Consider the following 11,924-nt stretch of genomic DNA (forward strand, 5'->3'; position numbering starts at 1 on the left):
GGGTTCAACTGCGCTCGGGTTGGAAGCGTACGACAAAGCCCTTGAGCTTCTGCTGGCGGTTGATCACATCACGCAGGCGCTCGGCCTCAGCGCGCTCGATCAACGGCCCGACATACACCCGGTTCATGCCTTCGGCCGAACGGATATAGGCGTTGTAGCCCTGGCTGCGCAGGGTTTTCTGCAGGTTGTCGGCACTGGCGCGGTTGGACAAGCTGGCCATCTGGATCGACCAACTGACCGGCAGGCCGTTGGCGTCGATCTTGCCCGCTGCCGGCTTGGGCGCCGTGGCGACCGTGGCCGCGGGCTTGGCCGGCGCCTTGGCTGGCGCAGGCTCGGCCGGTTTTGCGGCGACAGCCGGTACAGCCGGGGCCGGGGTTGGCGCCGGCGTGGCACTTGGCACCGGGGCAATTGGCGCGCTGGGCGCCTGCGCCGGGGCAGCGGACTGCTCGACGATGACGGGCTCCTCAGGCAATACCTGCGGCTCCGGCACCTGCACCGGCTCCACCTGCACTTGCGGCAGGGTCGGTGCAGCCGGCGCCTCAGGGGCTTCGACGCGCACCTGGCGCATTTCATCTTCGCGGGAGAACAGCATCGGCAGGAAGATCACCGCCAGTGCCACCAGCACCAGCGCCCCGACCATGCGTTGCTTGACCACTTTATCCAGCAATGCCATTTGCCCCGTCCTCCGTGGCCTGCCGGTCGAGCCACTGCAAGGCTTCGCCGACACAGAAAAATGATCCGAACAGCAGGATTTCATCATCCGCCGTTGCCTGCGCGCACTGCCCTTCCAGAGCGGCAGCGACACTGGCGTAAGACTGCACCGCAGCGCCAAGGTTCGTCAGCGCCGCGTGCAGCTCGGCGACCGGCCGGCTGCGGGCGGTATCCAGCGGCGCCACGGCCCAGGCCTGAACCTGTTGCTGCAGCGGCTTGAGCACACCCTCGAGGTCCTTGTCGGCGAGCAGACCGAACACCGCCAGGCGCTTGCCCGGCAGCGGCCGGGCGGCCAGGCGCTGAGCCAGGTACTCGGCAGCATGCGGGTTGTGCCCGACATCCATGAGGATAGTCAACGCTTTGCCTTGCCAGGTAAAGGCCCGGCGATCAAGGCGGCCGACCATGCGTGTACTGCGCAGGGCCGCGGCGATTTGCCCGGCATCCCACGGCAGGTCGAGCAACAGGTAGGCCTGCAGCGCCAACGCGGCGTTTTCCATCGGCAGGTCGAGTAACGGCAGGTCCTGCAACTCGACCACCTCGCCGCGGGCATCGACCCCGCGCCACTGCCAGAACTGGTCGGTGCTGGCCAGGTCGAAGTCGCGGCCACGCAGGAACAGCGGGCTGTGCAAGGCGCGAGCCTTGTCCAGCAAGGGCTGTGGCGGATTGAGGTCGCCGCACAGGGCCGGCTTGCCTGCGCGGAAAATCCCGGCCTTCTCGAAGGCTACCGACTCGCGGGTATCCCCCAGGTAATCGCTATGATCGACACCGATGCTGGTCACCAGCGCCAGGTCGGCATCGACGATATTGACGGTATCCAGGCGCCCGCCCAGGCCGACTTCGAGCACCACGGCGTCCAGCGCCGCCTGCTTGAACAGCCAGAACGCCGCCAGGGTGCCGGCTTCGAAGTAGGTCAGGGTAATTTCGCCACGGGCCGCCTCGACGGCGGCAAAGGCTTCGCACAGCTGCTCATCGCCGGCTTCAGCGCCGTCGATCTGCACCCGCTCGTTGTAACGCAGCAGGTGCGGCGAGCTGTAGACCCCGACCTTGAGACCCTGGGCGCGCAGTAACGCGGCCATGAAGGCGCAGGTCGAGCCCTTGCCGTTGGTGCCGGTCACGGTGATTACCCGTGGCGCCGGCTGGCCCAGCCCGAGCCGCGCAGCGACCTGTTGCGAACGCTCCAGGCCCATGTCGATGGCCGACGGATGCAACTGCTCGAGATAGGCGAGCCAGTCGCCAAGGGTACGTTGGGTCATACGGTGGCAGGCGCCGGCGGAACGACGAGCGGCTCGCTCACTGGAGCGACGAACTTCGGCGTCGGCAGGCCCATCATTTGCGCCAGCAAGCTGCCCAGGCGCTGACGCAGTTCCTGACGCGGGATGATCATGTCGATGGCACCGTGCTCGAGGAGGAACTCGCTGCGCTGGAAGCCTTCTGGCAGCTTCTCGCGTACGGTCTGCTCGATCACGCGCGGGCCGGCGAAGCCGATCAGCGCCTTGGGCTCACCGACGATAACGTCGCCGAGCATCGCCAGGCTGGCGGAAACGCCGCCGTAGACCGGGTCGGTCAGCACCGAGATGAACGGGATGCCTTCTTCGCGCAAGCGCGCCAGTACCGCCGAGGTCTTGGCCATCTGCATCAGCGAGATCAGCGCTTCCTGCATGCGCGCACCACCGGAGGCCGAGAAGCAGACCATCGGGCAGCGGTGTTCCAGGGCATAGTTGGCGGCACGCACGAAACGCTCGCCGACGATGGCGCCCATGGAGCCCCCCATGAAGGAGAATTCGAAGGCACTGACCACGACCGGCATGCCCAGCAGGGTACCGCTCATGGAGATCAGCGCGTCTTTCTCGCCGGTCTGCTTCTGCGCGGCAGTCAGGCGGTCCTTGTACTTCTTGCCATCGCGGAACTTCAGGCGATCGACCGGTTCCAGGTCGGCACCCAGCTCAACACGGCCTTCGGCGTCGAGGAAAATGTCGATACGGGCGCGGGCGCCAATACGCATGTGATGGTTGCACTTAGGGCAGACATCCAGGGTCTTTTCCAGCTCCGGACGATACAGCACGGCCTCGCAGGACGGGCACTTGTGCCACAGACCTTCAGGGACCGAACTCTTCTTCACCTCGGAACGCATGATCGAAGGGATCAGTTTGTCTACTAACCAGTTGCTCATGCTTTCTTTCTCCAGTAGCGGCGACCGGCAGGCTATGGCTGCCAGCTCGCGCGTATGCCCTTGAGCTCAATTCGTGTATGACGCGATGATGGTCCGGCTCCGGCGCCCGCCTGCAGCGAGCCACCCCGATACCGCACCATCGTCAACCTGTAAGGGCGACGCCAGTGGCGTCACCCGGTAATTTCGACCGGCCCATGGGCGCGATCCGGCAGCACCAGGCTGCGAAAGCTATGGACGATGGCGCGCGGCCAGCCGTCACATCCGCAGCATGCAGCGATTTCACGCCTGCTTGACCGCGCGGATAAATGCCTCGATCCGTGCCGGGTCCTTGATGCCCTTGGCCTGCTCCACGCCCCCGCTGACATCCACCGCGTAAGGCCGCACCTGCTGGATGGCGTGCGCCACGTTCTCAGGCGACAAGCCACCGGCGAGGATGATCGGCTTGCTCAGTTGCGCAGGCACCAGCGACCAGTCGAAGGCCTCGCCGGTACCGCCAGGCACGCCGGCCACGTAGGTATCGAGAAGAATACCGCTGGCACCGCTGTAGAGCTTGCAGCTGGCCTCCAGGTCGTCGCCCGGGCGCACCCGCAATGCCTTGATCCATGGGCGGTTGAGACCTGCGCACTCGGCCGGGGTTTCATCGCCATGAAACTGCAGCAGGTCCAGCGGCACCGCTTCGAGGATTTCCGTCAGCTCACAGCGGCTGGCGTTGACGAACAGACCCACCGTGGTGACGAACGGCGGCAGTGCGGCGATGATCGCCCGCGCCTGCTGCACACTGACCGCCCGCGGGCTTTTGGCATAGAACACCAGGCCGATGGCATCGGCACCCGCCTCGGCTGCGGCCAGCGCATCCTCGATGCGGGTAATGCCGCAGATTTTGCTGCGAACGGCGCTCATGACCTGTGAACCTCAGCAGAAAGCGGAAAGTCCCGGATGTTAGCAAATGGCTTGCGGGCCGTCAGCCTGTCAATGTCTCATAGCCGGTCAGGAAGTGTGGGCCAATGTAACGCTCGGGCAGCTCGAACTCGTCGTGGTACTCGACCTGCACCAGGTACAGCCCGTACGGATGCGCGGTCACCCCGCCGGCGCGCCGCTCGCGGCTTTCCAGCACTTCCCTGGCCCACTCCGGCGGACGCTCGCCGGCGCCGATGGTCATCAGCACGCCGGCAATGTTGCGCACCATATGGTGGAGGAAGGCACTGGCGCGGATGTCGAGGACAATCATCTGGCCGTGGCGGGTAACGCGCAGGTGATGAAGATTCTTGATCGGCGACTTGGCCTGGCACTGGCCAGCGCGGAAGGCGCTGAAGTCGTGGGTGCCGACCAGGTACTCGGCGGCCAGGGCCATGCGCTCGACGTCCAGCGGCCGGTGGTTCCAGGTCACCTCTTCGCCCAGGTGCGCCGGGCGGATCTGGTCGTTGTAGATCACATAGCGGTAACGCCGGGCGATGGCCTTGAAGCGCGCATGGAAGTGCGCGGGCATTTCCTTGGCCCAGGACACGCTGATGTCATGGGGCAGGTTGATATTGGCGCCCATGGTCCAGCCCTTCATGCTGCGCACCGCCTGGGTGTCGAAATGCACCACCTGGCCACAGGCATGCACGCCCGCATCGGTGCGCCCGGCGCAGTGCAGGGTGACCGGCGAATCAGCCACCCGCGACAAGGCTTCTTCCAGGGTTTGCTGCACGCTCGCCACGCCACTGGCCTGGCGCTGCCAGCCGCGGTAGCGCGAGCCTTTGTACTCAACGCCCAAAGCAATACGAAAGAAGCCTTCGGCCGCCACTTCGGCAGCCGCGTTATCAATGATTTCCAAGGGATACAGCCTGTTGGTTTAGCAGATGGCGGTAATTATAACGACAACGGCAGCCACTTGGGCTGCCGTCGGCGGTACACAGGCTGAACTCAGACCAGGCGCGAGAGCAGCTCGTCGGCTTCCTGGCGCTGGGCATCGCTGCCGTCCTTGCGCACTTCATCGAGGATGTCGCGGGCGCCGTCATGGTCGCCCATGTCGATATAGGCCCGGGCCAGGTCAAGCTTGGTGGCCACTTCGTCGGCACCGCCGAGGTAGTCGAAATCATCGTCCAGGTCGTCGCTCAAGGCGGCGTCCGCTTCAGTGAAGTGCGCTTCGATCGATGGCTGCTCAAGGCTTTGCGACAACTTGTCGAGTTCGGCGTTGACGTCATCGAGCTCCGAGGCAAAGTGCTTGTCCGCCTCCGAGTCGTCCAGCGACAGCGACAGGTCGAAGTCTTCCGGCAGGTCCAGCTCGCTCAGCGGGTCGAACTCCGGCATGGTTTCGTCGAACGCCGCCAGCTCGGCGGCGACATCGACGTTCTCGCTGCTCGGCTGTGGCGCAGGCTCGTCGCTGGCGACATCGAGGTCAAAATCGGCCAGGTCGTCCAGGGCCTGCTCAGGCTGGGCAAGATGCTCTTCCAGCAAGGCGTCGAAGTCGGGTTGAGCGGGGCTGGTTTCGCCCGCGACTTCTGCCACCTGCGGCTCTTCAACGGCCAGCGAAGGCTCATCGAGCAGTGGCGGTTCGTCCAGCTCCAGGCCTTGCAGATCTTCCTCCAGGCTCAGGTCGAAAGCGCTGTCCAGGTCGTCTTCAGGCAACGGATCAAGATCCGCCAGCGACTCCTCAACGGCAGCCTCAGGCTCAACGACCGGCTCGGCCTCGAGCACAGGCTCGACTTCAGCAACCGGCTCGGCAAGCGCTTCGTCCTGCAGCAGTTCCTGGACGTACTGGGCGTCCAGTTCGGCCGCCAGCGCCGCAGCACTGACACCTGCGCCAGCGACTGCCAGCATGGCCGGGAAGCGGTTTTTCAGGGCTTCGACATCGGCATGGTTCTGGCCGGTGGCGATCAACTGGCGCTCGTGGCCGACAAAGCCATCCCGGTCGCCCTGACGGGCGTAGACTTCCATCAGCTTCAAGCGCAGGTCGCTGCGCTCCGGCGCGGCGGCAACCGCGGGCTCCAGTAGCTCGGCGGCGTGATTGAGGCGGCCACGGGCGATGTTCAGCTCCACTTCGTCGAGCAAGGTATCGCCGGTCGGTGCCGCAGCACTGGCCGCCGGGGCAACCAGCGGCGCGGCAATCGGGCCTTGCACCGGTGTGCTCGGCGCAGCTTGCGCAGGTTCAGGCGCAGGCTCTTCGGCAGGCAATGCGGCGGCTGTCGCGGCAGCCGCGGACGCGGCCACCACTGCCGGCGCCAGGGTAACGCTCGGCGGCACCACGTCCAGGCCTTCAAAGCTGCTTGGCGGCAGGTCCAGGTCTGCAGCGCGCTCGCCCTCCTCCGCCAGGGCCCGGGCCATGCGCAGGTGTTTTTCCGCTTCCTGGTCGGCCTTGCGCTTGCGGGCCAGCAACAGCAGCAAAAGCAACAGCACCAACACCGCGGAGCCGGCAATCAGCGCCAGCAGCAATGGGTTGCCGAGCAGATCGTCGAGCATTTTGTTCGAATCGGCCGGCGCCTGTTCGGCGACCGCAGGCTGCGCCGGGTCAACCGGTGCGGTATCGACCGCTGCCGGCGCTGGCGTGACTGCTGGCTGCGCAGGTGCCGGGGCCGGTTGCAGCTCGGCAGAGATCGCCGGTGGCTGGGTCGCGGCGGCTTCAGGCGCAGCGGCATCTGCGGCGCCCTGGGCCTCGAGCTTGGCCAACTGGTCGTTCTTCAGCGCAATCAGGCGCTGCAGTTTGTCCAGTTGGCTCTGCAGGTCGGCCATGCGGCCTTTGAGTTCTTCATTGTCGCGACGGCTGGTGTCCAGGCTTTCCTGGGCCATGGCCAATTTGTCGCTGAGGCCTTTGCTGCCCGCGGCGGCCTTGCTGCCGGGCGCGACCAGCTTGAGGTTGTCCTGATTGGCGATGCGCGCCGGCGCCGCCTCGGTGCCGCTGCGCCGGGTGGCGTCGAGCTGGCGCGCACGCGGGCCCAGGCGCCGGCCTTCGCGCCAGGCAGCGTACTGCTCGGCGACTTCGGTGACGGCCTGGGCCTGAGGAATACTGGTGATCTGCTGCTGATCGGGCAGGCGCAGGACCTGGCCGGTTTTCAGCAGGTTGATGTTGCCGTTGATGAAGGCATCCGGGTTCAACGCCTGGATGGCCAGCATCGTCTGCTGCACCGAACCACCCTGACGGGCTTTCGAGGCGATTTCCCACAGGGTATCGCGACGCACGGTGGTGTAGTTGGCTGCCGTCACCGCAGGTGCAACGCCCGCCGGCGCCGGTTGCCCGGCCGGTGTGTTGAACTTGGCCGGGTCGACCAGCACGCTGTAGTCGCGCAGCAGTCGACCGCTCGGCCACATGACTTGAACCAGGAACTTGACCATCGGGGCCGGCAGCGGTTGGCTCGAGGTCACCCGCAACACGCTCTTGCCGTTGGGGTTGATCACCGTGGTGAAGGTCAGGTCATTGAGAAACGCCTGGCGCTCGACACCGGCCTTGGCGAACTCCTCGGGCGGCGCCAGGCTCGGCGCCACTTCGGCCGCCGTCAGGTCGCGGACATCGAGCAGTTCGATCTCGGCATCCAGGGGTTGGTTCTGCGCTGACTTCAACGTCAGCTCGCCCAACCCGAGGGCATGCGCCATACCGGACGACAGCGCCGACGCCGCGGCAATTGCTAAGACCAGTTTGCGAATTCGAAGCATGACCTCTTCCTTTGAATGAACCTTCCCCGGCAACCGAGAACAAGTGGGGCAAATTGTCGGCAAGTATCTTTTACACAAGGCCTTTTATCAACAATTGCGCCAGCTGGACCGCGTTCAGGGCCGCGCCTTTGCGCACATTGTCGGTGGTCAGCCAGAGGTTGAGCTGCTCAGCCTCGTCGATTCCACCGCGTACCCGTCCAACATAGACCACGTCCTGGCCCACTGCGTCACCCACTGGCGTCGGATAATCGCCCTCCTCCACCAGCTCGATGCTGTCAGCGGCTTCCAGCGCGGCGTTGACCGCCGCCAGGTCGACCGGCGTACGGCTTTGCACGGACACACTGTAGCTATCGCCGAAAAACACCGGGACTTGAACGCAGCTCACGGAAATCTTCAGTGAAGGCAAGCCGAGCACCTCGCGCAACTCGCTGACCAGGCGGCGCTCCAGGACGCCATGGCCTTCGGCATCGCTGGCGCCGACCTGGGCCAGCAGGTTGAAGGCCATCTGCCGGTCGAAGAAGCGTGGCTCCAGCGGCCGGGCATTGAGCAGCTCGGCGGTCTGCCGGGCCAGCTCGTTGACCGCCTCGCGCCCTTGGGCCGAGACTGCCAGGCACGCGGTAACGTTGATGCGCTCAAGCTCCAGCAAGCCCTTGAGTGGCGCCAAGGTGACCGCCAGGGCGATCGCGGCGGCGCTTGGGCTACTCAGTTGCAGCGGCGCCTTGAGGTTGTCGAGCACCGCCGGGTTGGCTTCTGGCACCACCGCCGGCGCCTGTTCGGCCGGCAGGCCGCCGGACAGGTCGATCACCGCACAACCGGCCGCCTGCGCCCGTGGCGCGAAGCTGCGGGTCACCGCCGGGCCGGCGGCAAAGAAAGCCAGCTTGACCTTGCTGAAGTCGAAGCTGTCGACCTCGCGCACGCGCAGGCTCTTGCTGCGAAACATCACGCCGCTGCCCGCCGATTCGTTGCTGGCCAGCAGGTGCAGGGTGCCGACCGGGAAATCGCATTCATCCAGAATTTGTACAAGGGTCTCACCGACTGTACCGGTGGCACCGATGACGGCGATATCAATAGGCTGGCTCATGGAAAATCCTCTGCTGAAACGGCGGGAGCGGCACTTTACTTGGATTTCGTCTTGCAGTCTTGTGCCTGCTGCTACTGGCGCTGCTTATGCAGCCCATCGCTGGCAAGCCAGCTCCCACAAGGGTCTGTACAAACCGAACCTGTGGGAGCTGGCTTGCCAGCGATGCTTTGAGGGCCAACAAAAAAGCCCGCGCTGTTTCCAGCACGGGCTTGGGTTCAACACTGACTGGCGATCAACGCTCCAGCAGGATCCGCAGCATGCGCCGCAGCGGCTCGGCCGCACCCCACAGCAGCTGGTCACCGACGGTGAAGGCGCCCAGGTACTGGGAGCCCATGTTCAGCTTGCGCAGGCGACCCACCGGGATGTTCAGCGTCCCGGTGACGTTGGTCGGGCTGAGCTCCTGCATGCTGATTTCACGCTGGTTCGGCACCAGTTTCACCCAAGGGTTGTGCTGGCTGATCATGCCTTCGATGTCGGCGATCGGCACGTCCTTGTTCAGCTTGATGGTCAGCGCCTGGCTGTGGCAACGCATGGCGCCGATGCGCACGCAAATACCGTCGACCGGGATCGGGCTCTTGAAGCGGCCGAGGATCTTGTTGGTCTCGGCCTGGGCCTTCCACTCTTCACGGCTCTGGCCGTTAGGCAGTTCCTTGTCGATCCACGGGATCAGGCTGCCAGCCAGCGGCACACCGAAGTTCTCGGTCGGGTAGGCTTCACTGCGCATGGCCTCGGCGACCTTGCGGTCGATGTCGAGGATGGCGCTGGCCGGGTTGGCCAGGTCATCGGCCACGGCGGCGTGGGTGGCACCCATCTGGCGGATCAGCTCACGCATGTTCTGCGCGCCGGCGCCGGAGGCTGCCTGATAGGTCATGGCGCTCATCCACTCGACCAGGCCCGCTTCGAACAGGCCGCCCAGGCCCATCAGCATCAGGCTGACGGTGCAGTTGCCGCCGATGTAGTTCTTGGTGCCCGCGTCGAGCTGCTGGTCGATGACCTTGCGGTTGACCGGGTCGAGGACGATGACCGCGTCATCCTGCATGCGCAGGCTGGAGGCGGCGTCGATCCAGTAGCCCTGCCAGCCGGCTTCGCGCAGCTTGGGGAAGACTTCGTTGGTGTAGTCGCCGCCCTGACAGGTCAGGATCACATCGAGGGTCTTGAGCTCTTCAATGCTGTAAGCGTCCTTGAGCGGAGCAATATCCTTGCCCACTGCCGGACCCTGGCCACCGACGTTGGAGGTGGTGAAGAACACCGGCTCGATCAGATCAAAATCCTGCTCTTCCAGCATCCGCTGCATGAGCACGGAACCGACCATACCGCGCCAACCGATCAGACCTACACGTTTCATCGCAACTACACCTTTGCTAAAAAGTGGGCCGCTGCTTCACAAGGAAAAACAGCAGCGGGCCCGAGAGATTACAGATTCCGCAGCGCTGCGACTACTGCGTCGCCCATTTCCTGCGTACCTACCTTGCTGCAACCGGCCGACCAGATGTCGCCGGTGCGCAGCCCCTGATCCAACACCAGGCTGACGGCCTTTTCAATGGCTTCGGCTGCCGCCTGCTGGTTGAAGCTGTAGCGCAGCATCATCGACACCGAAAGAATGGTCGCCAACGGGTTGGCAATGCCCTGGCCGGCGATGTCCGGTGCCGAGCCGTGGCAAGGCTCGTACATGCCTTTGTTGTCGGCATCCAGCGACGCTGATGGCAGCATGCCAATGGAGCCGGTGAGCATGGAAGCTTCATCCGACAGGATGTCGCCGAACATGTTGTCGGTGACCATCACATCGAACTGCTTGGGTGCACGCACCAGTTGCATGGCGGCGTTGTCGACGTACATGTGGCTGAGCTCGACATCCGGGTAGTCCTTGGCCACTTCCTCGACGATCTCGCGCCACAGCTGGCTGGAAGCCAGGACGTTGGCCTTGTCCACCGAGCAGAGCTTCTTGCCGCGCACGCGGGCCATGTCGAAACCGACCCGGGCGATACGGCGGATTTCGCTTTCGCTGTACGGCAGGGTGTCGTAGGCCTGGCGCTCGCCGCCTTGCAGCTCGCGGGTGCCGCGTGGCGCGCCGAAGTAGATGCCGCCGGTCAGCTCACGAACGATGAGGATGTCCAGGCCCGCGACGATTTCCGGCTTGAGCGACGAGGCGTCGGCCAGTTGCGGGTAGAGGATCGCCGGGCGCAGGTTGGCGAACAGGCCCAGTTGCGAACGGATCTTCAGCAGGCCGCGCTCGGGGCGAATGTCGCGCTCGATCTTGTCCCACTTCGGCCCGCCAACGGCGCCGAGCAGCACTGCATCGGCCTTGCGTGCACGAGCCAGGGTCTCGTCGGCCAGGGGTACGCCGTGCTTGTCGATGGCGGCGCCACCGATCACGTCGTGCTCCAGGCTGAAGCCGAGCTGGAACTTGTCGTTGGCCAGCTCCAGAACCTTGACCGCCTCGGCCATGATTTCCGGACCAATGCCATCACCTGGAAGAATCAGAATCTGCTTGCTCATGCTTTCCTCTATTCAATTCAAGCGGCACGCCCTGTTGGCCTGCCGGAAAAAACCTAGCGTTCGGCCCAGAGCACCACGACATCGGTGCTGAACGAGCCGTCGGCTTCAATCTGGTAATACTGCCGTACTTCTTCGCCCATCGCCTGCTGCAATTGGCGAATGGCGCCACGCATCACTTCAGGGGTGCGCATGCGCTCGACCCAGGAGCTGTACTCCAGGCGCAGGCGCTGGCGGCTGTGGCTGCGGGTGAAGAGGCCGGCTTCGCTGACCTGTTGCAGCCATTCGCTGGCCGAATAATCGCGCACATGGCTGGTATCGCGCAGCACTTCGACGCTCTGCAGGTAGGTGTCGAGCAGCGGGCTGCCCGGCGACATCACGTCGATGAAGGCCGCCACGCCACCCGGCTTGAGCACCCGGCGCACTTCACGCAAGGCCAGGCCGAGGTCGCTCCAGTGGTGCGCCGAGTAGCGGCTGAAGACGAAATCGAAGGAAGCATCGGCGAACGGCAGACGCTCGGCGGCGCCACGCTCGGTAACGATGTTCTCGAAGCCGCGTTCGGCAGCTGCGGCGGCAACCACGTCGAGCATCTGCTGCGACAGGTCATAGGCCACCACTTCACGCACCAGCGGGGCAACGTGGAAACTCACATGGCCGGCGCCACAGCCAAGGTCCAGCAGGCGTGCGCGGCCTTGGCCGGCAAGTTCGGCCTGCAACAAGGCAAACTCACTGCCCTGGGCATGCACGGCGCTGCTCAGGTAGGCACTGGCCTGTTCGCCGAACTGGCGCTGGACGACGTCCTTATGGGTGGTGCTGGTCATTGCGATCTCCTTGGCCTCA

10 protein-coding genes are annotated in these 11,924 nt (G+C 64.9%); all 10 read right to left on the reverse strand.

The features are described 5' to 3' along the window. Positions 1-4 precede the first annotated feature (4 nt). The 10 genes from BV82_RS19020 to BV82_RS19065 all read right to left on the reverse strand — a co-directional run bounded on the left by BV82_RS19020 (position 5) and on the right by BV82_RS19065 (position 11,905). Complete coding sequence (locus BV82_RS19020) at positions 5-673, reverse strand: SPOR domain-containing protein (RefSeq protein ID WP_036996464.1); 669 nt, start codon at positions 671-673, stop codon at positions 5-7. Then, positions 657-1,964, reverse strand: a complete 1,308-nt coding sequence (gene folC / locus BV82_RS19025; protein ID WP_010223262.1) for a bifunctional tetrahydrofolate synthase/dihydrofolate synthase — start codon at positions 1,962-1,964, stop codon at positions 657-659. The genes BV82_RS19020 and folC overlap by 17 nt, the downstream gene beginning before the upstream one ends. Continuing rightward, positions 1,961-2,881 (reverse strand): acetyl-CoA carboxylase, carboxyltransferase subunit beta, encoded by a 921-nt coding sequence (gene accD, locus BV82_RS19030; protein ID WP_010223261.1) that lies wholly within the window; start codon positions 2,879-2,881, stop codon positions 1,961-1,963. The genes folC and accD overlap by 4 nt, the downstream gene beginning before the upstream one ends. Positions 2,882-3,160: 279 nt before the next feature. Next, positions 3,161-3,781: a phosphoribosylanthranilate isomerase gene (locus tag BV82_RS19035; protein ID WP_010223260.1), complete on the reverse strand. Its 621-nt coding sequence runs from the start codon at positions 3,779-3,781 to the stop codon at positions 3,161-3,163. Between the two features lie 61 nt (positions 3,782-3,842). Further along, complete coding sequence (gene truA / locus BV82_RS19040) at positions 3,843-4,667, reverse strand: tRNA pseudouridine(38-40) synthase TruA (RefSeq protein WP_010223259.1); 825 nt, start codon at positions 4,665-4,667, stop codon at positions 3,843-3,845. Between the two features lie 119 nt (positions 4,668-4,786). Continuing rightward, complete coding sequence (locus BV82_RS19045) at positions 4,787-7,510, reverse strand: motility hub landmark protein FimV (protein ID WP_036996466.1); 2,724 nt, start codon at positions 7,508-7,510, stop codon at positions 4,787-4,789. Positions 7,511-7,580: 70 nt separating this feature from the next. Continuing rightward, a complete protein-coding gene (locus BV82_RS19050) occupies positions 7,581-8,591 on the reverse strand; it encodes an aspartate-semialdehyde dehydrogenase (protein ID WP_036996468.1) in 1,011 nt (336 codons plus the stop codon). 232 nt (positions 8,592-8,823) lie between these two features. Further along, positions 8,824-9,936 (reverse strand): aspartate-semialdehyde dehydrogenase, encoded by a 1,113-nt coding sequence (gene asd / locus BV82_RS19055; protein WP_010223256.1) that lies wholly within the window; start codon positions 9,934-9,936, stop codon positions 8,824-8,826. 68 nt (positions 9,937-10,004) lie between these two features. Then, positions 10,005-11,087 (reverse strand): 3-isopropylmalate dehydrogenase, encoded by a 1,083-nt coding sequence (leuB, locus tag BV82_RS19060; protein ID WP_036996469.1) that lies wholly within the window; start codon positions 11,085-11,087, stop codon positions 10,005-10,007. A 53-nt stretch (positions 11,088-11,140) separates the two neighbouring features. Continuing rightward, the gene (locus tag BV82_RS19065; RefSeq protein ID WP_010223254.1) at positions 11,141-11,905 is read right to left on the reverse strand and encodes a class I SAM-dependent methyltransferase; all 765 of its coding nucleotides are present in this window, start codon (positions 11,903-11,905) and stop codon (positions 11,141-11,143) included. Positions 11,906-11,924 lie beyond the last annotated feature (19 nt).

The sequence above is a fragment of the Pseudomonas donghuensis genome (genome assembly GCF_000696345.2).
Classification (GTDB): domain Bacteria; phylum Pseudomonadota; class Gammaproteobacteria; order Pseudomonadales; family Pseudomonadaceae; genus Aquipseudomonas; species Aquipseudomonas donghuensis.

Excerpts from the sequence above, each read along its gene's own strand:
- BV82_RS19020 (WP_036996464.1), bottom strand. The coding sequence starts at position 673 with ATGGCATTGCTGGATAAAGTGGTCAAGCAACGCATGGTCGGGGCGCTG.
- folC (WP_010223262.1), bottom strand. The coding sequence starts at position 1,964 with ATGACCCAACGTACCCTTGGCGACTGGCTCGCCTATCTCGAGCAGTTG.
- accD (WP_010223261.1), bottom strand. The coding sequence starts at position 2,881 with ATGAGCAACTGGTTAGTAGACAAACTGATCCCTTCGATCATGCGTTCC.
- BV82_RS19035 (WP_010223260.1), bottom strand. The coding sequence starts at position 3,781 with ATGAGCGCCGTTCGCAGCAAAATCTGCGGCATTACCCGCATCGAGGAT.
- BV82_RS19045 (WP_036996466.1), bottom strand. The coding sequence starts at position 7,510 with ATGCTTCGAATTCGCAAACTGGTCTTAGCAATTGCCGCGGCGTCGGCG.
- BV82_RS19050 (WP_036996468.1), bottom strand. The coding sequence starts at position 8,591 with ATGAGCCAGCCTATTGATATCGCCGTCATCGGTGCCACCGGTACAGTC.
- asd (WP_010223256.1), bottom strand. The coding sequence starts at position 9,936 with ATGAAACGTGTAGGTCTGATCGGTTGGCGCGGTATGGTCGGTTCCGTG.
- leuB (WP_036996469.1), bottom strand. The coding sequence starts at position 11,087 with ATGAGCAAGCAGATTCTGATTCTTCCAGGTGATGGCATTGGTCCGGAA.
- BV82_RS19065 (WP_010223254.1), bottom strand. The coding sequence starts at position 11,905 with ATGACCAGCACCACCCATAAGGACGTCGTCCAGCGCCAGTTCGGCGAA.